18 protein-coding genes are annotated in these 22108 nt (G+C 68.0%); 5 read left to right on the plus strand and 13 right to left on the minus strand.

The window, feature by feature from the left end; translation table 11 throughout:
• Nucleotides 1-37: 37 nt before the first annotated feature.
• Nucleotides 38-2434, minus strand: a complete 2397-nt coding sequence (gene ppsA / locus J2X20_RS04870) for a phosphoenolpyruvate synthase (protein WP_310261629.1) — start codon at nucleotides 2432-2434, stop codon at nucleotides 38-40.
• Nucleotides 2435-2740: 306 nt separating this feature from the next.
• On the opposite strand from ppsA, the gene J2X20_RS04875 reads away from it, so the two are divergent.
• Genes J2X20_RS04875 through J2X20_RS04885 form a run of 3 tightly spaced genes read left to right on the plus strand, consistent with a single transcriptional unit; the run spans nucleotide 2741 to nucleotide 5792 of the window.
• A complete protein-coding gene (locus J2X20_RS04875; protein ID WP_310261631.1) occupies nucleotides 2741-4042 on the plus strand; it encodes an HD-GYP domain-containing protein in 1302 nt (433 codons plus the stop codon).
• Between the two features lie 44 nt (nucleotides 4043-4086).
• The gene (gene ppsR / locus J2X20_RS04880) at nucleotides 4087-4908 is read left to right on the plus strand and encodes a posphoenolpyruvate synthetase regulatory kinase/phosphorylase PpsR (protein WP_310261633.1); all 822 of its coding nucleotides are present in this window, start codon (nucleotides 4087-4089) and stop codon (nucleotides 4906-4908) included.
• The gene (locus tag J2X20_RS04885; RefSeq protein ID WP_310261636.1) at nucleotides 4908-5792 is read left to right on the plus strand and encodes an EamA family transporter; all 885 of its coding nucleotides are present in this window, start codon (nucleotides 4908-4910) and stop codon (nucleotides 5790-5792) included. Before ppsR ends, J2X20_RS04885 begins: the two co-directional genes overlap by 1 nt.
• A gap of 2 nt (nucleotides 5793-5794) precedes the next feature.
• Here the strand turns inward: J2X20_RS04885 and J2X20_RS04890 are convergent, their stop codons facing one another.
• From J2X20_RS04890 to J2X20_RS04910, 5 genes are all read right to left on the minus strand, one after another.
• Nucleotides 5795-6124 carry a hypothetical protein gene (locus J2X20_RS04890; protein WP_310261638.1) on the minus strand — a complete coding sequence of 110 codons (330 nt, stop codon included), beginning with the start codon at nucleotides 6122-6124 and terminating at the stop codon, nucleotides 5795-5797.
• A 14-nt stretch (nucleotides 6125-6138) separates the two neighbouring features.
• Complete coding sequence (glgA, locus tag J2X20_RS04895) at nucleotides 6139-7608, minus strand: glycogen synthase GlgA (RefSeq protein ID WP_310261640.1); 1470 nt, start codon at nucleotides 7606-7608, stop codon at nucleotides 6139-6141.
• Entirely contained in the window at nucleotides 7605-8864 is a 1260-nt protein-coding gene (gene glgC / locus J2X20_RS04900) for a glucose-1-phosphate adenylyltransferase (protein ID WP_310261642.1), read from the minus strand. The genes glgA and glgC overlap by 4 nt, the downstream gene beginning before the upstream one ends.
• A 77-nt stretch (nucleotides 8865-8941) precedes the next feature.
• Nucleotides 8942-10084 (minus strand): PepSY-associated TM helix domain-containing protein, encoded by a 1143-nt coding sequence (locus J2X20_RS04905; protein WP_310261645.1) that lies wholly within the window; start codon nucleotides 10082-10084, stop codon nucleotides 8942-8944.
• On the minus strand, nucleotides 10081-10257 hold the full coding sequence (locus tag J2X20_RS04910) for a hypothetical protein (protein WP_310261648.1): 177 nt from the start codon (nucleotides 10255-10257) through the stop codon (nucleotides 10081-10083). The genes J2X20_RS04905 and J2X20_RS04910 overlap by 4 nt, the downstream gene beginning before the upstream one ends.
• Before the next feature lie 180 nt (nucleotides 10258-10437).
• On the opposite strand from J2X20_RS04910, the gene J2X20_RS04915 reads away from it, so the two are divergent.
• A complete protein-coding gene (locus J2X20_RS04915) occupies nucleotides 10438-12561 on the plus strand; it encodes a TonB-dependent siderophore receptor (RefSeq protein WP_310261651.1) in 2124 nt (707 codons plus the stop codon).
• 42 nt (nucleotides 12562-12603) lie between these two features.
• Here J2X20_RS04915 and J2X20_RS04920 read toward each other — a convergent pair whose 3' ends face one another.
• From J2X20_RS04920 to J2X20_RS04930, 3 genes are all read right to left on the minus strand, one after another.
• Entirely contained in the window at nucleotides 12604-13764 is a 1161-nt protein-coding gene (locus J2X20_RS04920; protein WP_310261654.1) for a DUF2325 domain-containing protein, read from the minus strand.
• A 59-nt stretch (nucleotides 13765-13823) separates the two neighbouring features.
• The gene (hemP, locus tag J2X20_RS04925) at nucleotides 13824-14012 is read right to left on the minus strand and encodes a hemin uptake protein HemP (RefSeq protein ID WP_310261656.1); all 189 of its coding nucleotides are present in this window, start codon (nucleotides 14010-14012) and stop codon (nucleotides 13824-13826) included.
• Nucleotides 14013-14158: 146 nt separating this feature from the next.
• Nucleotides 14159-15238, minus strand: a complete 1080-nt coding sequence (locus J2X20_RS04930; protein WP_310261660.1) for a porin — start codon at nucleotides 15236-15238, stop codon at nucleotides 14159-14161.
• Between the two features lie 209 nt (nucleotides 15239-15447).
• Here J2X20_RS04930 and J2X20_RS04935 point away from each other — a divergent pair, with 209 nt between their 5' ends.
• Nucleotides 15448-16119 (plus strand): ion channel, encoded by a 672-nt coding sequence (locus tag J2X20_RS04935; RefSeq protein WP_310261663.1) that lies wholly within the window; start codon nucleotides 15448-15450, stop codon nucleotides 16117-16119.
• Nucleotides 16120-16128: 9 nt separating this feature from the next.
• On the opposite strand, the gene J2X20_RS04940 is transcribed toward J2X20_RS04935, so the two are convergent.
• From J2X20_RS04940 to lpxB, 4 genes are all read right to left on the minus strand, one after another.
• Complete coding sequence (locus tag J2X20_RS04940; RefSeq protein ID WP_310261666.1) at nucleotides 16129-19461, minus strand: YCF48-related protein; 3333 nt, start codon at nucleotides 19459-19461, stop codon at nucleotides 16129-16131.
• Nucleotides 19462-19601: 140 nt separating this feature from the next.
• Complete coding sequence (locus J2X20_RS04945; protein ID WP_310261669.1) at nucleotides 19602-20372, minus strand: TrmH family RNA methyltransferase; 771 nt, start codon at nucleotides 20370-20372, stop codon at nucleotides 19602-19604.
• Nucleotides 20369-21010: a ribonuclease HII gene (gene rnhB, locus J2X20_RS04950; protein WP_310261671.1), complete on the minus strand. Its 642-nt coding sequence runs from the start codon at nucleotides 21008-21010 to the stop codon at nucleotides 20369-20371. Before rnhB ends, J2X20_RS04945 begins: the two co-directional genes overlap by 4 nt.
• Nucleotides 20982-22106 carry a lipid-A-disaccharide synthase gene (gene lpxB / locus J2X20_RS04955; protein ID WP_310261674.1) on the minus strand — a complete coding sequence of 375 codons (1125 nt, stop codon included), beginning with the start codon at nucleotides 22104-22106 and terminating at the stop codon, nucleotides 20982-20984. Before lpxB ends, rnhB begins: the two co-directional genes overlap by 29 nt.
• Nucleotides 22107-22108: the final 2 nt, after the last annotated feature.

Consider the following 22108-nt stretch of genomic DNA (forward strand, 5'->3'; position numbering starts at 1 on the left):
TTACGGAGAACCCGGGCTGCTCGTCAATCGCGAAGCCTTACTTGGCCGCGAGACGCTGCCAGGTCTCGATGACCGTGTCGGGGTTCAGGGAGATGGACACGATGCCCTCCTCGGCCAGCCAGTCGGCGAAGTCCGGGTGGTCGCTGGGGCCCTGGCCGCAGATGCCGATGTATTTGCCGGTGGCGCGGCAGGCGCGGATGGCGCGCGAGATCATGGCCTTGACGGCCGGGTCGCGCTCATCGAAGTCGCCCGCCAGTTGCTCCAGGCCGGAGTCGCGGTCCAGGCCCAGCGTCAGCTGCGTCAGGTCGTTGGACCCGATGGACATGCCATCGAAATGCTCCAGGAACTGCTCGGCCAGGATGGCGTTGCTCGGCACCTCGCACATCATGATGACGCGCAGGCCGTCAACGCCGCGCTTGAGGCCGCGGTCGGCCAGCATCGCGACGACCTTCTCGGCCTGCTTCACGGTGCGCACGAAGGGCACCATGATCTCGATGTTGGTCAGGCCCATCTCCTTGCGCACCCGCTTGAGGGCCTCGCACTCCATCGCGAAGGCGTCCTGGAAGTCGCCGCTGATGTAGCGCGATGCGCCGCGGAAGCCCAGCATGGGGTTCTCTTCGTCCGGCTCGTAGCGGCTGCCGCCGATGAGCTTGCGGTACTCGTTGGACTTGAAGTCCGACAGGCGCACGATGACGGGGCGCGGGAAGAAGGCGGCGGCAATCGTCGCGATGCCTTCGGCCAGCTTGTCCACATAGAAGGCGCGCGGTGAGGCGTGGCCGCGGGCCACCGACTCGACGGCCTTCTTCAGGTCGGCGTCGATGTTGGGATAGTCCAGGATGGCCTTGGGGTGGACGCCGATGTTGTTGTTGATGATGAACTCGAGGCGAGCCAGGCCCACGCCGCCCGAGGGCATCTGCGCGAAATTGAAGGCCAGCTGCGGGTTGCCGACGTTCATCATGATCTTGATGGGGCAGTAGGGCAGCTGGCCGCGGTGCACCTCGCTGATCTCGGTCTCCAGCAGGCCGTCGTAGATGTAGCCGGTGTCGCCTTCCGAGCAGGCGACGGTGACGAGCTGGCCGTCCTTGAGCTTTTCGGTCGCATCGCCGCAGCCGACGACGGCCGGGATGCCCAGCTCGCGCGCAATGATGGCCGCGTGGCAGGTGCGGCCGCCGCGGTTGGTCACGATGGCGCTGGCGCGCTTCATGACCGGCTCCCAGTTCGGGTCGGTCATGTCGGTGACGAGGACGTCGCCCGGCTGCACGCGCTCCATCTCGGCGACGCTGTCGACCAGGCGGACCGGGCCGGTGCCGATCTTCTGGCCGATGGCGCGGCCCTCGGCCAGCACGGCGCTGTGGGCCTTGAGCTTGTAGTGGTGCTCGACCTGGCCGGCGGCCTGGCTCTTCACCGTCTCGGGACGGGCCTGCAGGATGTAGAGCTTGCCGTCGACGCCGTCGCGGCCCCATTCGATGTCCATCGCGCGGCCATAGTGCTGCTCGATGATCATGGCGTACTGGGCCAGCTCGGTGACCTCGGCGTCGTTCAGCGAGTAGCGGTTGCGGTGCTCGGGCACCGTGTCCACCGTCTTCACGAGCTTGCCGGAAGCGGCCTTTTCCTCGGGCGACGCGAACTCCATGCGCAGCAGCTTGGAGCCCAGGTTGCGGCGGATGATGGCCAGCTTGCCCGCCTTCAGCGCAGGCTTGTGGACATAGAACTCGTCGGGATTCACGGCCCCCTGCACCACCGTCTCGCCCAGGCCATAGCTGGAGGTGATGAAGACGACTTCCTGGAAGCCGCTCTCGGTGTCGATGGTGAACATGACGCCGGCCGAGCCGAGGTCGCTGCGCACCATGCGCTGCACGCCGGCCGACAGGGCCACGTCGCCATGGGCAAAGCCCTTGTGCACGCGATAGCTGATGGCGCGGTCGTTGTACAGCGAGGCGAAGACCTCGCGCATCTTGTGCAGCACCTCGTCGATGCCGTGCACGTTCAGGAAGGTCTCCTGCTGGCCGGCGAAGGACGCGTCCGGCAGGTCCTCCGCCGTGGCGGAGGAGCGCACGGCAAAGGTCGCGTCGGGGTTGTCGGCCGTCAGCTGCGCGTAGGCGGCGCGCACGCCCGCCTCCAGGTCGGCCGGGAAGGGCTGGTTCTCGATCCAGCCACGAATCTCGGCGCCGGCCTCGGCCAGCGCGCGGACGTCGTCGGTGTTGAGCGTGGACAGGCGCGCCGCAATGCGCGCGTCCAGGCCCTCATGCTTGAGGAACTGCCGGAAGGCATGCGCCGTGGTGGCGAACCCTCCGGGGACGCGCACGCCGCTGGCGGCGAGCTGCGAGATCATTTCGCCGAGGCTGGCGTTCTTGCCGCCAACTGCCTCGACATCGCTCATCCTCAGGTTCTCAAACGGTACGACCAGGGCGGTCGCCTCGAACAGGGTGGACATGGGAAAACTCCGGGAGGTTGAAAAACCGGTGTCGTCGCGTCGTCCGCGCCCAATGCCGAGCCAGGCTCAAGGCAAGCGCAGCTCCGTCCATTTCTGGATTCTTCTAGGAGGAGGGAGGCGCGCATGGGCTGATCGCGAGGAATTGCGGCGGATTCTAGGCTGCGGGTTTCATCCGGGTACGAAGAAAGGCCGTGCAATAAGTCCGCCCGCGCCGCCGTGCCCCCTCTTTGAGGGTGTCGTGAAAACGTTGTCAAGCGACTGATTCATATCAAGCGCCCCAGGGGCGAGCCTGTGCACAATGTCCGCGTGACCGCCGACGAAACCGCCCCGGAAGAAGTCAACCCGCACTACCTGGATCATGTGATCCGTGTGTCGGAGTCGCGCGCAGTCGAGGCTGCCGAGGACATCGTCAGCCAGAACGGCATCAAGCTGCTCGCCAAGGGCGCCCGGATCAACGACAAGGTGCGCGAGCGCCTGCTGATGCACAAGCTGCAAAAGCCCCTGGAGGATTGCATCCAGGTCACCCAGGGCGTCATGCCCGAGAGCTTCGGCCCCCTGGGCGAGGCTCTCTTCGAGCAGCACCCACTGCTCAAGGCCCTTTGCGCTCATGACCTCTACCCCAGCGCCCCGAAGACGCTGGCCACCCTCAAGCTCAGCATTCCGGTGCAGTCGCTGCTGACCGTCTATGCCGAACATCAGGGAGAACGGCTCAAGCACACGGCCGGCGTGGCCATGCTGGCCCTTGCGCTCGCCCGGCGAATGCTGCCCGGCGAGACCGAGCGCCATCGCATGCTGGCCCTGGCCGGTTTGCTGCACGACGTGGGCGAGCTCTATATCGACCCGCAGTTCATGCGCCCCGGGACGCCGCTAGGCCCACCAGAATGGCGCCACGTGGCCTCCCACCCCATCGTTGCCGAGCGCGTGCTGCGCAATATGCCGGGCGCCGGCAAGGAGATCGCCAGCGCAGTTCTGCACCACCACGAGAGGCTGGACGGCTTTGGCTATCCGCGCGGCGTCCAAGGCACGGCCCTGCCCCTGAACGGCCAGATCCTGGCCGCCGCCGAATGGCTGATGGCCCTCATCGAGACCAGCATGACGCCGATCACGCGCGCCAGCGTCGCCACCCGCCTCATTCCCGGCGAATTCAGCCGCGAGCTGACCGAGGCCATTGCCGCAGCCGCGCTGGCGGACACCTCGCCGGCAGCCGTCGTGGCCGACCCCATGCCGTTGGAGTCCGCGATCCCGCGGGTCATCGGCATCGCGTCCACCCTCGAGCGCTTTCGCGAAGCCCGGCCCTGGATCGACAAGCACATTGCCGCCGCGCGGCCGGGCCTGCGCGCCGTGCTGGAGGCCGGCCTGCAGCGCCTGCTGCGCATCCAGACCGCCTTCTCCAGCACCGGCTTGGATACGCACGACCCCGACGCCCTCGTCGCAGGCCTGGCCGAGCAGCGGGATCCCGAGCTGCAGGTCGAGCTCATGACGGTGGTGGGCGAACTCGAATGGCGGCTGCGCGAACTCGAGCGCGAGTCCCTGCTGCGCGCCGGCCTGCTGCCCGCCGAGGAAAGCGCCGTCATGCGCGAGCTGATCGGCAAGCTCAAGGGCGAGTAGGCCTCGCTATCATGGCTTCGCCCTGAACTTCGCGAGCAGTAGCCATGACCGCCAGAACCGTTTACTTCGTCTCTGACGGCACGGGCATCACCGCCGAGACCTTCGGCAACTCCATCCTTGCCCAGTTCTCCATCAAGGCCCGGCATGTGCGCCGACCCTTCATCGATTCGGCCGAGAAGGCCCACGCCGTCGTCGCCGAGATCAACGAAGTCGCCATGCGCGAAGGCCAGCGCCCCATCGTCTTCGCCACGCTGGTGGACCGCGACGTGCTCAAGGTCGTGCGCGAGCATTGCCAGGGCAAGGTCATGGACATGTTCGGCACCTTCATCGAACCGCTGGAAGACGAGTTCGGCATCAAGAGCAACCACCGCGTGGGGCGCTTCTCGGACGTGGCCGAGAGCAAGGAGTACCACGACCGCATCGAGGCCATCAATTTCTCGCTGGCCCATGACGACGGCCAGTCAGCACGCAACCTCGACGTGGCCGACGTCATCCTCGTCGGCGTGTCGCGCTCGGGCAAGACGCCGACGTCGCTGTATCTCGCCATGCAGCACGGCATCAAGGCCGCCAACTACCCGCTGATCCCCGAAGACTTCGAGCGCCGCAAGCTGCCGGCGCCGCTGCTGCCGCACAAGCGCAAGTGCTTTGGCCTGACCATCGACCCCGAGCGCCTCTCGTCCATCCGCAATGAGCGCCGCCCCGGCAGCAAATACGCCGACTTGCTGAACTGCCGCTACGAGGTCAACGAGGCCGAGGCGATGATGAAGCGCGACGGCATCTCCTGGCTGTCGTCCACGCACAAGTCCATCGAAGAGATCGCGACGACCATCCTGCGCGACATCCGGCCGGATCGACTGATGTACTGATGCCGGTCCACGCCCTCCTCCTCGTCCTCACCGCCGCCCTCCTCCACGCCGTCTGGAACCTCGCCGCCAAGCGCTGGGGCGGCGGCACGCATTTCGTCTTCAGCTGCGCCCTGGGCGTCTGCGTGCTGTGGCTGCCCGCGGTGCTGTGGGTCGGGCTGGACGAGTTGCCGCGCTGGTCCTGGCTGGCCTGGGGCTTTGTTGCCGCCAGCGCCGTCGTGCACCTGGGCTATTTCAACTGCCTGATCGCTGGCTACCGCGCCAGTGACCTGACGGTGGTCTACCCGGTGGCACGCGGCAGCGGGCCGCTGCTGTCGGCCGTGGCCGCGGTGCTGCTGCTGGGCGAGCAGCTGGGCGCCAGCGGCACGCTGGGCCTGGCCGGTGTCGTCGGTGGCATCCTGCTCATCACCATGGGCCCGCGCCTGATCGGCCGCGGCGTAGCCCATGAACCCGAGGCCGCCAGACGCCGCCGCCATGGCCTCTACTGGGGCGCGGCGACCGGCACGCTGATCGCCGGCTACACCGTGCTGGACGGCTATGCCGTCAAGGTGCTGGCCATCTCGCCACTGATGCTGGACTACTTCGGCAATGTGCTGCGCGTGCCGTTGCAGCTGCCGACGCTGCTGCGCCAGCCGCAGAGCTTCTGGCCAGAGCTGCGCCGCTCATGGAAGGGCGTGCTCGCCGTCGCGGGCCTGGGACCGCTGGCCTACATCCTGGTGCTGCTGGCCATGCGCGAGGCGCCGCTGTCGCGCGTGGCGCCGGCCCGCGAAGTGTCCATGCTGTTTGCGGCGCTGCTGGGCGGGCAGTTGCTGGGCGAAGGCGAGCGGGGCTGGCGAATTGCCGGCGCCGCGCTGATTGGCGCCGGGGTCATTGCGCTGGCGGTTTGAGGTCAGGGCGCCAGCATCGACGCATTGATCGCGCCGCACTCCGCATCGTCGTCATCGAAGATCACGATGAACCAGAAGGACTGCTCGGGCGAGCCATGTTCTTCCTTGAGTTCGGAGGCCGGTCGGGAGAGCTTGAGCTTCAGGTCGAGCGACAGCTCCTCGGCCGCGACGAGGTCCCCGCGTGCCACGGCCTCGAGCTGGGCCGGGCTGTCGCGGAAGTCCAGCAGCACGACGAGATCATTGGTCTGGAAGTGGCGCTGAGCGGCCTGCGCGAAATCGGTGACGCGCGCGTCGAGGAGGTCCTGGATGCGGTCAGGGACGGGTTGGCTCATGACGGGATGATGGCTCAGAACCCACCCACCGGGATCACTTCGCGATACACGCCCAGGTAGCGCACGGCGGCGTCGTCCCAGCCAAAATGCTGGCGCATCGCCGCCTCACGCACGCGAGCCCAATACTCCTGGCGACTCCATAGCGCAAACGCGCGGCGCAGCGCGCGGCGGTAGGCGTCGACGTTGAAGGCGTTGAATACAAAGCCCGTTGCCGTACCGGCAGCGAGATCCTCCAGCGTCGTGTCGACGATGGTGTCGGCCAGGCCGCCGACGCGATGCACCAGCGGCAAAGCGCCATAGCTGAGGCCGTAGAGCTGGGTCAGGCCGCAGGGCTCAAAGCGGCTGGGCACCAGCATCACGTCGCTGCCGGCATAGATGCGGTGGGCCAAGCCTTCGTCCATGCCGGTGCGGCGGGCCACCTGGCCCGGGTGCCTCGCGGCGGCAGCGGCAAACTCGGCTTCCAGGCGCGCGTCGCCGCTGCCAAGGATGACAAGCTGGCCGCCAGCATCGATGAGGTCGTTCAGCGCCTCCAACACCAGGGGCAGGCCCTTCTGCTCGGTCAGGCGGCTGACGATGCCGAACAGCGGCGCGTCGGCTTTCACCTCCAGTCCGCATTCGCGCTGCAGCGCGGTCTTGCAGGCTGCCTTGCCCTCAGGGCTGTCGGCGCTGTAGGCCTGGGCAATGCTGCGATCGTGGGCGGGCGACCAGACGACGTAGTCGACGCCATTCAGGATGCCCTGCAGCACATCGGCGCGATGGCGCAGCAGGCCGTCGAGGCCGCAGCCCTGTTCCGGTGTCTGGATCTCGCGGGCATAGGTCGGGCTGACCGTCGTGATCGCGTCGGCGAAATGCAGGCCGGCCTTCATGAAGCTCACCTGCCCATAGAACTCCACGCCCTCGACGGCGTAGTGGGCCGGCGGCAGGCCGAGGTCGCAGAACTGCTCGGCCGGGAACAGCCCCTGGTAGGCGAGGTTGTGAACGGTGAAGACCGTGCGCGCCTCGGTGCGGCGGCGGGAGTGGCTGGCGGCGATGTGGGCGCAGGCCAGGCCGGCATGCCAGTCGTGGGCATGCACGATCTGTGGGCGCCACGAGGCGTCCACACCTTCGGCCAGGCGCGCCGCGGCCAGGCCCAGCAGCGCAAAGCGCCGGTGGTTGTCGGCATAGGCCACGCCGACGGCATCGCCATAGGGGTTGCCGGGGCGGTCGAAGAGGCCGGGCGCGTCCAGCACGTAGACGGGCACGTCGAAACCCGGCAGGCGGCCCCGCAGCAGCGCCGCCCTGCCCTCGCTCCATGGCAGGGCAACGGGCGCGACGGCGCATTCATTCGTCAGCGATTCGCGGATGGCCGGAAAGCCCGGCACCAGCAGGCGCGGCTCGGCGCCCGCCGCTGCCAATGCGGCGGGCAAGGCTCCCGCCACGTCGGCCAGGCCGCCCGTCTTCAGCAGCGGGAACAGCTCCGCGCTGACCTGGAGAACTCTCGTCACAGCCTGGACAGCATCTGCTTGGTGATCAACACGACACCATTCTCCGTGCGCTCGAAGCGCTCGGCATCCAGGGCCGCGTCCTCGCCGACGACGAGGCCGTCGGGGATCTCGCAGCCGCGGTCAACAATGACCTTGGTCAGTCGGCAATGCCGCCCGATCTCGACGCCCGGCAGCAGCACGCACTGATGGATGTTGCAGAAGGAGCGGATGCGCACGTTGTTGAACAGCACCGACTGCACGACATGCGAGCCCGACACGATGCAGCCCGCGCTGACGATGGTGTTGACCGTCATTCCGTGCATGCCGTTGTGGTCGGGAATGAACTTGGCCGGCGGCAGCTGGCGCTGATAGGTCCAGATCGGCCAGTCGGTATCGTAGATGTCGAGCTCGGGGCTGATCGAGGCCAGGTCCAGATTGGCGGCCCAGAAGGCGTCCAGCGTGCCGACATCGCGCCAGTAGGGCGTGGCGCCATTGGGGTTCATGATGCAGCTCATGCCGAAGGGATGAGCCACGGCGCGGTTTTCGGCCACGACCTTGGGGATCACGTCCTTGCCGAAATCGTGGCTCGAGCTGGCATCAGCCAGGTCCTCGGCCAGCAGGCGGTAGAGATAGTCGGCATTGAAGACATAGATGCCCATGCTGGCCAGGCAGACGCCCTCACGGCCGGGAATGCAGGGCGGGTCGGCGGGCTTTTCCTTGAAGGCGGTGATCTGGCGCGTGTCGTCCACGGCCATCACGCCAAAGGCGCTGGCCTCGCCCTTGGGCACCTCGATGCAGCCCACCGTGCAACCCGCGCCGGTCGCCACATGGTCGACCAGCATGCTGGAGTAGTCCATCTTGTAGATGTGGTCGCCCGCCAGCACGACGATGTAGTCGGCGCCGGTGCTCTGGATGATGTCCAGGTTCTGGAACACCGCGTCGGCCGTACCGCGGTACCAGCTCTCTTCGTCGACGCGCTGCTGGGCCGGCATCAGGTCGACCGTCTCATTCAGCTCGGCGCGCAGGAAGCTCCAGCCGCGCTGGATGTGGCGCAGCAGCGAATGGCTCTTGTACTGCGTGACGACGCCGATGCGTCGGATGCCGCTGTTGACGCAGTTGGAGAGCGCGAAGTCGATGATGCGGAATTTGCCGCCGAAGTAGACGGCCGGCTTGGCGCGTGAGTCGGTCAGCTGTTTGAGGCGGGAGCCGCGGCCGCCGGCCAGGACGAGGGCAATGGCGCGACGGGACAGCTGGTGCGGCGAGGGGACGGTGGCCATGACGGGACGGCGAGTGGCGGACCGCCCCAGTCTGCGGGGGCGGCCGGCCAGCCGCCAGGGGGAGTTCCCCGCAAATCCTAAACAGTGGCTTCGGGCTGTATCAAGGCGCGCGCCGCGGCAGGCAACTGGCGTCGCTTCTTCAGCCACAGGTAGAGGCCGCTGCCCAGCACGAGGATGGTGACCCCGTCGAGCAAGGCCCAGATGATCTTCATCGGCATGCCACCGTAGTCGCCAAAGTGCAGGGGCTGGGACACCAGCAGCGCCGTCACATACCAGGGCAGCGCGGGTGCCACGGTCACCTCGGCGCTGCGTGCGTCCACCAGCACCGGCTGCAGCAGCTTGGCCGTCAGCGGCGTGTTGCCCTTCATGAAGAAGGTGACATGGTGGGGGCTGGAGAAGGCGGTGCCGGGGAAGGCGATGAAGCTCAGCTTCTTGTCCGGCAGATGGGCCTGCGCAGCCGTCAGCGTGCGCTGCAGCGGCGCGCGTTCGGACTCGGGCACCAGGGGCTGGCCCTTGTACGGCGCGAGCAGGCTGCTGAGCTGGTCGTACTGCCAGTACTTGATCAGCAGATCGGCCCAGGTGTTGATGACGCCCGTGGCGCCGACGACCAGGGCCCACACCAGCGTGACGATGCCCAGCAGGTTGTGCAGGTCCAGCCAGCGCGTGCGCGGGCCGCTGGCCTGGCGCACGCTGCCGAAGGCGAGCTTGCGCATGAAGGGCGCATAGAGCACGACGCCGGAGACGATGGCGATGACGAGCAGCAGGCCCATGAAGCCGAGAAACAACTTGCCGGGCAGGCCGGCGAAGAGGTCGATGTGCAGCCGCGTCATCCAGTACATGAAGCCTTCGTCGAAGCGGGGCTCCGCCAGCACCGTGGCGCTGCGGCCGTCCACGGCGACGGAGCGGTAGTCGTCGGTCGGGTCGGGCGTGGGCGTCAGCGTCACATACCAGAGCCGGGCGTCCTCCTCGTCGGGGGACACGTACTGCACGATGCGCTCCGGATGGCGTGCGCGGCCGGCCGCGACGACGGCGTCCAGCGCCGCCAGGCCGGACTTGGCCTGGGCCTCGGGCAGTTCGACGGCCTTGCCCGTCAGGTGGGCAATCTCATGCGCAAAGATCAGCGGCAGGCCGGTCAGGCACAGCAGCAGCATGAAGGCGGTGCAGATCAGGCTGCTCCATTTGTGCAGCCAGGCCCAGACGCGCAGGGAGCGGGCGGTCATGGCTTGGCCTTGCACAGGCTGTGACGCGTGCCGACGAGCAACGGCAGGCCCAGCGCGAACCAGGACCAGCCGTCGCCCCAGCTGTCGGAGACCAGGGCGCTGACCAGGCCCGTCGCGGTGAGGACGGCCAACGCCACGGGCCAGGCCCAGACGCGGCGGAAATGAGAGGACATGCGATCTCCTGCGCGGCCGGCGGGTCGATGGGACGCCGACTAAAAGTCTGATTATTTTATGCCAATCTACATGCGAATCATTCGCATTTGTATTTATGATGGCGGCGTTTTCCTCCCCAACCGGGGTGGACCGCTACGCCGCTCGGGCGCTGCCATGCCTCCCATCCCCCAGGCTTTCCCATGCAGAACAAATTCCTGATGAGCGCCTGCGCCGCCGCCGCGACCTGCGCGGTGTGGGGCGACGCCATCGCCCAGGCCCAGGCTCCCACCCAGCAGATCGAATCCGTCGTCGTGACGGGCAAGCGCGCCAACCACATCTCCAAGGGCGCCACCGGCTTGCCGATGGAGCTCAAGGACACGCCGCAGAGCATCAGCACCCTGGACAAGGAAGACCTGGCCAACTTCGGCCTGACCGGCAGCAACGAGGCCCTGTCGCTGGCCACCGGCATCAATGTCGAGCAGTACGAGACCAACCGCGCCACCTTCAACTCGCGCGGCTTCGAGATCCAGTTGACGCAGGTCGACGGCGTCGGCATGAGCAATGACTGGGGCACGGTCGTCGGCCGTCAGGACACCTATTTCTTCGAGCGCATCGAGCTGATCCGCGGCGCCAACGGCCTGCTGACCGGCGTGGGCAATGCGTCGGGCACCATCAACTACGTGCGCAAGCGCCCGACCAACAAGGACGGCGGCGAGATCAGCGTCAGCGCCGGCTCCTACGACATGCGCCGCGTCGCGCTGGACTACAACAAGGTCTTCAGCAGCGACGGCTCCTGGGCCGGCCGCCTCGTGGCCGCTGACGAGGACAAGGACTCCTATGTCCGCGCCCTGCACGACAAGCGCTCGACGATCTATGGCGTCGTCGACGGCCAGATTGGCGACAACGGCGTGCTGACCATTGGCGCGACCTTCCAGGACGCAAAACAGCGCTCGCCGATGTGGGGTTCGCTGACCCTCGTCTACGCCGACGGCCGTCTGGCCGACTTCCCCGCGTCGTCGTCCACCTCGCAGGACTGGACCTTCTGGAACATCCGCTCCAGCAACGCCTTCGTCGAATACGCGCAGGCGCTGAATCCCGACTGGGAAGCCAAGCTGACCTACAACGTGCGCCACGCCAAGGAGGCGGCACGGCTGTTCTACGCCTTCCCCTTCGGCGCAGGCCTGAACAACGACAACACCGGCCTCTACGGCTGGCCCTACAGCAGCCGGGTCATCACCGACAACCAGCTGTTCGACGCCAGCGTCAACGGCCGCTTCGAAGCCTTCGGCCGCTCGCACACGCTGATCGCCGGCATCAGCCGCTCCCACCAGGAAGCCAAGACCGACACACAGTCCTACGACACGACCAAATACCAGTTCCTGCCCTTGCCGACCTTCCCCTACCCGGGCAATGCCTATCCCGAGCCGGTCTGGGGCGAGTTCTCGCCGGCTTCGGGCGGCGAGCAGACGTTGACGCGCTTCTACGCTGCCACTCGCCTGGCGCTGACCGACCAGGTCAAGGCCATCGTCGGCATCAACGCCATCAAGCTGGTGCGCACCGGCAGCTCGCGCTATGGCAGCGTCTCGCCCGGCGACCCGGTCTACCCCGCCACCCGGGAGACCAGCCCCTATTTCGGCCTGACCTATGACATCACGCCGAATGTGCTGGCCTATGTTTCGCACTCGGACATCTTTCAGAACCAGGACCAGAAGGGCATCGACCTGAAGACCTATCTGGCGCCAATGAAGGGCGTGAACCGGGAGCTGGGCGTCAAGGCCGAATGGTTCAACAAGCAGTTGCTGACGACGCTGGCCGTCTTCCGCGCCGAGCAGCATGGCCTGGCCACCGTGGCCGGCACCAAGCCCGACCCGGACAACAACAACCAGCCCATGGACTACTACGAGGGCCGGGACGTGAAGTCCAGGGGCATCGAGTTCGAAGCCAGCGGTCGCATCGTCAAAGACACCCGGTTCACGCTGGGCGCCACCCATCTCCGCCTCAAGGGGCCGGATGGCAACGACACCTACGAGTGGATACCGCGCACCACGGTCAACTTCCTGGTTGACACCCGGCTGCCCGCCCTGCCCCGGCTGAATCTCGGCGTGGCCGGCCGCTGGCAGTCCGACATCAGCAAGAAGGGCGGTGCGCGCCAGGACTCGTATGCGCTGGTCAACGCCTTCGCCGCCTATGACGTGACCGACCGCGCCACCGTGAGGCTCAATGTCAACAACCTGTTCGACAAGAAGATCATCCGCGGCCTGGCCTACGGCGCGCTCTACAACGAGCCACGCAACTACGCGGTCACGTTGGACTACAAGCTCTGACGAGAGCCCGAGCCCGTCAGGCCTCGGGCTGCAGCACCGGACTCATGGGGTCTCCATGGCCACCTGCGTCAGCGCACGCTCGAAAGCGCTGCGGCTGGGCGTCTCGACAAAGACACAGCGCTTGCCGTGGCGCTTGCAGTGGTCCTTCACGCGCCAGTAAGCGTCGTGGCTGATGCAGCCGGTCTGGCAGATGACCAGATCGGCCGCCGCGAGCTGGGGCTCCAACTGGGCGGGCTTGTGCTCGCTGCCGCCATCGTGATGCAGGAACTGCGCGCCGCAGTCCTCCACCGCCTGGCGGTATTGCGGCACGCTGCCGCCGCGCCCGCCGACGCAGAGCACGACGCGGCGTTCCAGCTTGACCGGTTCGTCGGGCAGCGCCTCCTCTACCGGCGCTGCCGGCTCCGCGGTCTCCGCCGGCTGGCGCGATGCGAGCCGGTTGACCTCACGCTGCAACGCCTGGTTGCGTCCCAGCTGCTCGGCCAGGCGCTCGCGCAGGGCCTCGCGTTCGGGCAGGTCGGGCCGCACAGCCTGCCAATGGGCGAGCTGCTCGTTGGCCTGGGCCAGCTGGGTCTGCAGGCTGATCTGGGCGGCGCGCAACTGCATGCGCTCCTGCTCCCAGGCCTGCTGCTCGCGGGCGCGTTCGAAGCTCCAGCTGGTGACGCGCTGCTGCACCTCGGCGTAGTCGCGCGCCAGCGCCTGGTGCTCGATGGCCAGCTCGCGGTGGCGGGCCACATCAATGCGCTGAGCGGCGCCAACTTGGTGCTGCAGCATGTGGACCTGGCCGAGCACGCGCATCTCCAGCCATTCGTCGCAACGCGCATGCGTCAGCGTTGCCCAAAGCGCGCCGGCAATCTCGCCCTGGGCGGCACGGTTGCGCCACCAGATCATCAGGCTGTCGCGACACTTGGCCTGGACAGCACTGCGCACGTCAAGGGCGAACCGTTGCTCCAGGTCCTTCTGCAGCGCCTCGGACACCGCGTTGCGGCGCGCAGCGGCGGTGACGAGGCTGCAGTGCAGCGTGTAGTCGTCCTCGTCGCCTTGCAGCACCAACAGCTTCTTCGCGAGCACGCGAACACGCTCCAGCGGTACGCAGACGCCGACGACAGGGCAATGCGCATGGCTGCCCAATTCCCATAGGCGACGACGGCGCGAACCGGTGGTGTGAGGAAGCGCAGCGTGCGCGGCGCAGCAGAGGTCGGCCATTCAGGGGTCTCCGGAAGGGGAACGCTGGCGGGCGACGGCTGGCTGGCGCGAGATCAGGCTTACTTGGTCAGGATGAGCTTGCCGAGCGAGGTGACGCGCAGGCGGTAGACCTGCTCATGGTGGACGATGAACACCTCACCGCGCTTGCCGAGCAGCGTGGCGCTGTCGATGCGGCGGGCCTCGCCCACGCCCTGGGCGGCAGGCGTGGGCCGTGCCGGGGGTTGGGGGGACTGGGGATCAGCAGGCATGCTCCACTGTAATGAGAATCATTCTCGATTGCAAGCAGCATCCTGACTCGGGCCGCGGCGTGGCCGGAACAAAAAAGCCCGCCTCGGGGGAGGCGGGCCAAAAGCAACGCGGGGATGGGATCGCGTGCCTAGGAGGAAAGGTCAATTCAGAAGCTGTGGCGGATGCCGGCCACGACCTCGGTCAGGTTGCGGTCGCTCGCGTTGGTCAGACCCACCGGGATGGAGCCGGCCGCACGGTCCACATAGCCCACGCCGTCGTTCTTGAAGCGAGTCAGGGAGCTGTACAGCGCGGTGCGCTTGGAAAGGTCGTACTGGTAGCCCACGCCAAAGGCCTGGGTCTTGCCGTCGGCCAGAGCGCCGTCGTTTTTGCTCTCGACGTATTGGCCCTTGAACAAGTGCTGGCCCATGCGGTAGCTGGCACCCAGCCAGTAACCCTTGCCGTCGCGGTCGGCGAGCGTGCGGTCGTTGACTTCCATCAGGCCACCGTTGAAGCGGAAGTTGTTCCAGTCGTAGGCCGCGGCAGCGGACACCGTGCGCAGGTTCTGCCCGAGCGCGTCGGCCTTGTCGTCCACGATGGACAGCATGGCGTCGACGCCGTGGCCGGTGTAGCGGCCATAGATGTCGGCAACGCGGTTGCCCTTGGTGTCGCCCGCCACCTCGCCCATGCCCCACAGCGCACCGGCACTGAAGCCGCCGTAGTTCTGCGACTCCAGCTTCACCGAGTTGTTGACCCGGGCCGGGCCGCCATTGCCGGTGGCAGAACCATTGCTGCCGCGCACAGGCTCGTAGCCGCCGAAGCCGCCAATGACGGCGGTGCTGGCGCCGGTGCCGACGTTGGAGAACTGGCTGAACTCATTCGTCAGCGTGTAGACACTGCCGTATTGGCGGCCCAGCGACACCTTGCCGTAGGGTGTGGCGAGGCCCACCAGGGCCTGGCGGCCCCAGAAGGCATTCTGGCCATAGCTGCCGTCATCCACATTGATGCCCGACTCCAGCGTGAAGAAGGCCTTCAGTCCACCGCCGAGGTCCTCGCTGCCGCGCAGGCCGAAGCGCGAACCTTGCAGTCCACCTGACTGCACGCGCGTCAGCGTGGACGCGCCGTCGAGCACCTGCACATTGGCATCAAGAATGCCGTAGAGCGTCACCTGCGGACCCGAGGACTGGGCCAAGGTGGCGGAACTGGCGGCCAGGGCCAGGGCGGAGAGGGCGAAAGTCTTGTACTTCATGGTCATGTCCTTGGATGTCTTGCGGTCGCTGAAGCGCCACCGCACAGGCCAGGACATCGGGGACGGTCCTGAGATCAAAAGACCGGGACGCTGGAACGGACTGTTCCGGAATTACTGTCAATGACGCGTACCGACATGCGGCATCCGCGTGACGCGCAAGTTGAGCGTGAGCCACCGATGACGAGCAACGCCAGACGCAGAATGCCGCCATGCCCGGCCGTCACCTGGAACTCCTCGCCCTCACGCGTCGCCATCCCTCGGCCGTGCTGCTCCTTGTGCAGCTCACCGGCCTGCTGCTCTACCCCTTGCTCGAGTCCACGCGCGCCGGCCCGTTGGCCCTGAGCGCCTTCGGCATCGTGGTGCTGGTGTTCACGACCGGCATGGTGCGCCGCACGCCCGGCTTGACCTGGCTGAGCGTCTGCCTCGCCCTGCCAGCCATCGTGCTGTTGCTGTTGCAGGGCCTGCTGGACATGCACTGGCTGCTGCCCTGGTCGGCGGCGCTGGAGGCCCTGTTCTACTTCTACGCCGCGGGCAGCCTCGTCGCCTACATGATGGGCGACATGCACGCCACGACGGACGAGCTGTTCGCCGCCGGCGCCAGCTTCACGCTGCTGGCCTGGGGCTTTGCCTACAGCTTCGTGGTGCTGCAGTCGCTGCAGCCCGGCAGCTTCTCGGCCGCAGTCAATGCAGAGCAGCCACGCAGCTGGACGGAGCTGATGTTCCTGAGCTTCGCGCTGCTGTCCAGCACCGGCATCGGCGATGTCATCCCGCTGCGGCCGCTGGCCCGCGCGCTGTGCAGCCTGGAGATGTTCGTCGGCGTCATGTATCTCGCGGCCGTGGTGTCGCGGCTGATCGGGTTGACGCTGCTGCGACGAGAGTGATCCCCTGGCTCAATAGCCGTTGCCGACGAACACCCGGCCGTCACCGCCCACCAGGACTGGCTGGCGGGAGCCGGTGAAGCCCGGTGTCAGCCAGAAGCCCTCGACCAGGAAGTCGACATCGCGATTCCAGGTCTCTCCGCCATCGCTGCTGCGATACACGGCTGCATGGCTGGCCATGATGCCGGTCTGCCCGTCCGCCGAGAAGCGGATGGTGAAGAAGTTCTCCATCGGGACCGGCTGCGTCCTCACCCGGCGCCAGGTCTGGCCGGCATCGTCGCTGCGGTTCAGCGCACCAAGGGCGTCCAGGATGAAAACCGTCGAATCGCTGGCCCAGGCGACGTAGACGCCGCGAGTGTCGGGGTAGGCGCCTGCACTCCAGGTCTTGCCGCCATCCATGCTGCGGTGAACGTGGCCGTCGTTGGCAACGGCCAGCACCCTGTTGCCGCGCGCAGCCACCGCGTACAGGCCGAGGTAGCGCGGGTAGCTGACGGCCAGGGTGCGGGTCCAGCTGCTGCCACCGTCCGCCGTGCGCCAGGCCCCGTCTTCGGCAATCATGACCGCCGTGTTCCGGTCGACCATCGCCAGCACGCTGTTGCCGCCGCTCAAGCCGTTCTCGCTGCTGATCGGTGGCGCCGGCAGCTGGGTCCAGCTGCGCCCGCCATCGGTGGTGCGCAGCAGCGGTCCGTTGGACTGGGCCACCATGCCGACCTGGGCATCGGCGAAGGACACGCTGCTCGGGTTGTAGATCGAGTTGACGTTGAACTGCTGCAACGGCTGCCAGTGGAGGCCGCCATCGGTCGTCTGGAACAAGCTCATCTTGCCCCCCACGTTGCCGAAGGCGATGCCGCGTGCATCGTTGTCCGGGAACTCGATACCCCAGAACTGGACACCGTCCAGGCCCTGGCTGCCGTAGGGCTTGCTCCAGGTGTCGGCCAGGTCGCTGCTCTGCCTGATTTCGCCGTGGGAGTTGACCCCCAGCGCCAGGCCTTCCGTCGAGAAGGCCACGTCGGTGAGCATGTGCGGGCTGCTGCGTTTGACCCAGGTCTTGCCGCCGTCGACGGAGCGCACACCGCCCCATGCATCGAAGCCGATCTTGCCATCCGGGGTGAACCGCAGCGCATACGGCGTGCTGTTGGTGCCCGGCACCGCCGGCAATTCCTGCCAGGTCACGCCGCCATCGCTGCTGCGCGCGAATTTGCGGCCGCTGGCCATCAGCGTCTGGTCGTCGAGGTAGACAACCTCCGTGCTGGTGGTGGGCACGAAGGCCAGGAAGGACTGCGGCAGATCCACCGCCTTCCAGGTCGCGCCGCCGTCGCTGCTGCGGAACCAGTTGTCCTCGCCGATGGCGAAACCCTGCTGGCCGCGCAGCGCCATGCCGCTCAACTTTTCGAACGGCCGGGCCGCATCGACGGAAGCCAGGGGCGTCCAGGTCAGGCCACCGTCGACGCTGCGGAAGGCACCGTTCTTGGCACTCATCACGCCGATGCTGGCGTTGCGGAACGACAGCGAATAGACCCAGCCGGTCGTCGGGATGGTGATCGGGCGCCAGGTCAGGCCGGCATCCTCGGAACGCATCAGGGTGCCGTTGTCGCCGGCGGCCAGCACGGTGCGCGCATCGAGCACGGCGAGCTGCGAATACCGTGGCCGACCGGCCATGGGTTCCTGCGCGAACTGCCAGCTCGCACCACCGTCGGCGGTGCGGACGATGACCCCCAGGTGGCCCACGGCCACCGCGACCTTGGTGTCGAGCCAACGCACGGCGAGCAGCGCGCTGCCGACGAAGCTGGGCGACACCGCCACCCAGCGCGCCTTGCGGATGCGGGCGGCATTGCTGTAGGCCGAACCCACCACATTGCTGAACCTGGCGCGCAGCAGCTGCAGGTCGTCGGCACGGCTGGGTGACCAGGTGTAGCTCGCGGCCGTTGCGCCGGAGATGTCCTGCCAGGTCGCGCCTTCATCACGGCTGGACTGCCACTGCACGCTGGGCGCCGGCTTGCCCGACGCGGCCACCGTCAAGGTCACGGAAGACTGGCTGATGCCCGAGACCACGTCCTTGGGATGGAGCGTCACTTCCGGCGCCGTCTGCACCGTCAGTTTTGCCGTGGAGGAAAGCATGCTCCACAGGCGGTTGTCGGCGACGACGCGGAACAGCTTGCCATCGTCCGCCGCAACGGTGGTCGACAGCTCCAGGCGCGTGCCGGTGGCGCCGTTGATGTTGGTAAAGGTCTTGCCATCGTCCAGGCTGACCTGCCACTGCAGGGTCGGCGTCGGGGTGCCGCTGGCCTCGACCTCGAAGGCCACGGCCTGGGCCAGATTCACCGTCGCCGCCTGGGGCTGGCGCACGAAGGTCGGCGCCACGGGCGCGATGACCGTCAGCCGTGCCACGGCGCTGGTTTCGCTGCCCTGGGCGTTGGTGGCCACTGCCCGGTAGCGGCGGCCGTTGTCGGCCTGCGCAATCGCGTTCACAGCCAGCGTGGAGGTCGTCGCGCCACTCACCGGCGACCAGGATTGCCCGTCCAGGCTGGTTTCCCATTGCAGCGTCGGCACCGGCTCGCCGCTGGCAGTCGCCGTGAAGGTGGTGCCGTCGCCGGCCACGACGCTGCGGTCCTGCGGCTGGGCCGTGAACAGCGGCTTGGCCAGCGCCGGCAGCACGCTCAGCGTCACGGCGCGCGAGGTCACGCTCGCCAGGCTGTTGCGCACCACCACGCGGTAGAGCTTGCCGCTGTCGGCCAGGGTGGCGGTGGGCAGGGTCAGCGTCTCGGTCGTGGCACCGGCCACATCGGCCCACGCCAGGCCGTCGCTGCTGCTCTGCCATTGGTAGGCGACGTTGGTGCCGCCGGCAGTGACGCTGAGGCTCGGCGCCTGGCCCACGCGCGCCTGCACGTCGCTCGGCTGCACGGCCACGCTTGCCGGAACGGGCGGCGTCACGCTGAGCGTGGCCGCGGAGCTGGTCAGCACCACGGCGCCGGCCTTGACCTGAGCGCGGTACTGGCGGCCGTTGTCGGCCTCGGTCAGGCCGGTCAGCACCAGCTCGGCCAGCGTGGCACCGGCGATGTCCACCCATTGCGAATCGGCGCCCAGGCGTTGCCACTGGAAGCTGGCGGCGCCATTGGCAGCGACGCGGAAGGTGGCCCCGCTGCCCGTCACGACGCGCTGGTCGGCGGGCTGCTGGGTGATGGCCAGGCTGGGCTGGGTGACGGCATCGCCGCCACCTCCTCCGCCGCCGCAGGCGGTCAGCACCAGCATCGCCAGCACGGCGGCAAACCAGCGCAGCGACCGCTGCAAGCCGCCCATGGCAAGGGCTCGGGCCTCGAAGCGCCCAACGGCGAAGCTGATATTCATGGAACTCCCTGTTCATCCTTGTCCGCGCGCGAGCACTGCCGGCCCGTTGGCGTCGCCCCAGGATAGGGGCGGGGAAATTTTCTGCGAAACAGCGGCGGAGCCCGTGCGGCCGGGGCGCCAGCCCCCTCAACCCAGGGATCTCAACCCTTGCGACGCTCGCTCTCGTACAGGCAGATCGCCGCGGCTGCCGCCACGTTGAGCGACTCCTCGCCGCCGGGCTGAGGGATGCCGACCCGCAATGCGCAACGCGCCATCAGCTCGGCAGACACGCCCTGCCCTTCGTGGCCCATGACCCAGGCACAGGGGCTGGGCAGGGCGGCGCGGTGCAGCGGCTCGCTGTCGTGCGAACTGGTGGCGACCAGAGGCACCGACAAGGCCTGCAGATCGGCCTCGGCCAGGCCCTCGATGAGGCGCAGGCCGAAGTGAGCGCCCTGCCCGGCCCGCACGACCTTGGGCGACCACAGCGCAGCCGTGCCCTTGATCGCCAGCACCTGGCTCACGCCGAAGGCCGCCGCGCTGCGCAGGATGGCGCCGACATTGCCGGCGTCCTGCAAGCGGTCCAGCACGACGCTGGCGGCGTTCGCGTCAATGGCGGGTGCGGCAGGCAGGGTCAGCTCGGCGCCGATCTGCGCAGGCGACTCCAGGCCGCTCAGGCCCTTGAACAGAGCCGTCGGCACGACCAGGGCCCGCAGCGCGGACTCTGCGAGCGCTGCCAGGGTCGCGTCCTGCATCGCGGCTTCCGTCAGCACGACGAGGGCCGGCTGCCAGCCGCGCTGCAGGGCCGCGCGCAGCAGATGGTCGCCCTCGATCCAGACGCTGCCGATCTTGCGGTAGCCGCTCGCATCCACGGTCAGCTTGCGCAGGCGCACCAGGGCCGGGTTGTCGCGCGAGGTGATGTGGTCGAGCTTCATGCCAGCGGGTTGATCGTCACGTCAATGCAGACCTCGCGCACCGGCGCGAAGCTGCGGCGGTGCCAGGGGCTGGCGCCGTGCTGCTTCAGCGCCGCCAGATGCTCGGGCGTGCCATAGCCCTTGTGGGTGGCGAAGCCGTACTGCGGATGGCTGGCATGCATCTGCTCGCAGAACAGGTCACGCGCCACCTTGGCCAGGATGCTGGCCGCCGAGATGGCTTGCACGGTGGCGTCACCCTTCACGATGGCCTCGGCCGCCATCGGCAGCACGGGCAGGCGGTTGCCGTCGATGCGCACCAGGGCGGGCTTGAGGCGCAGGCCATGCACGGCCCGCTGCATGGCCAGCATGGTGGCCTGCAGGATGTTGATCTGGTCGATTTCCTCGGTCGTCGCGTGCGCGATGCAGCAGCACAGGGCCTTGGCGCGGATTTCGTCATAGAGCTTGGCGCGTTTGGCGGCCGTCAGCGCCTTGGAGTCGGCCAGCCCCCGGATGGGCTGCAGGTCATCGAGGATGACGGCAGCCGCGAACACCGGGCCAGCCAGCGGGCCGCGACCAGCCTCGTCCACGCCAGCGACGAGGCCGGGCGGCGTCCAGTCGAGGGACACCTGCTCAGGCAGCGATGAGCGTCGCGATCGCATCGCTGGCGCGCTGCGCCGTGTCCTGGCGCAGCAGCTCGTGGAGTTGGACGAAGCGCGCCTGCAGGGCGGCGCGCCGCGGCGCGTCGGCCAGCAGGCCCTCGGCCTCGCGCGCCAGGGCCTCGGGCGTGCAGGCCTGCTGGATCAGTTCGGGCACGAGGAATTCCCGCGCCAGGATATTGGGCAGGCCCACCCAGGGCAGCAGACCCTTGCCCTTCATGCGCCACCAGTTCAGCGCATTCATGCGGTAGGCGATGACCATGGGCCGCTTGAACAGCGCGGCCTCCAGCGTGGCCGTGCCGCTGGCGACCAGCGTCAGGTCGCAGGCGGCCAGCACGGCATGGGACTGGCCGTCGACGAGCTGGATGTCGGCACCGCCCAGCATGGGTTCGACCAGGCCACGCAGACCCGGCACGATGGGCATGACGAAGCGGCGGCCCGGCCTGGCCAGCAGCCGGGCGGCACCGATCAATGCCGGCGCGATGTAGTTGATCTCGCTCTTGCGGCTGCCGGGCAGCAGGGCGATGACGGTGTCGCCGTCAGCAAGCTTCAGGGCCCCGCGGGCGGCCGCGCGCGGCGCCTCCATCGGGATGGCGTCCGCCAGCGGGTGGCCGACATAGGTCGCACCGATGCCGGCCTTGTGCAGGATCTCGGGCTCGAAGGGGAAGAGGCAGAGCACATGGTCGGCCGCCGCCTTGATCTTCACGACGCGCTCGGGCCGCCAGGCCCAGATGGACGGGCAGACGAAGTGGACGGTCTTGATGCCGGCCTCGCGCAGCCGCGTCTCCAGGCCGAAGTTGAAGTCGGGGGCGTCGACGCCGATGAAGACATCGGGGCGGCTCGAGATGAGGCGCGTGCCGAGCTGCTTGCGGATGGACAGCAGCTCGCGGATGTTCAGCAGCGCGTCCACATAGCCAAAGATGGACAGCTTGCTGTGCGGCCACCAGGTCTCAAAGCCCTGGGCGATCATCTTGGGGCCGCCTATGCCCTGCGACGTGAGTTCGGGCCAGCGCGCACGCAGGCCCTGCAGCAGCAGGCCGGCCAGCAGATCACCGCTGGCCTCGCCGGCCACCATGCCGAGGCGGGGCGCTGCTTGCATCG

The sequence above is a fragment of the Roseateles saccharophilus genome (assembly GCF_031458095.1).
GTDB classification, from domain to species: Bacteria; Pseudomonadota; Gammaproteobacteria; order Burkholderiales; family Burkholderiaceae_C; genus Pelomonas; species Pelomonas saccharophila_A.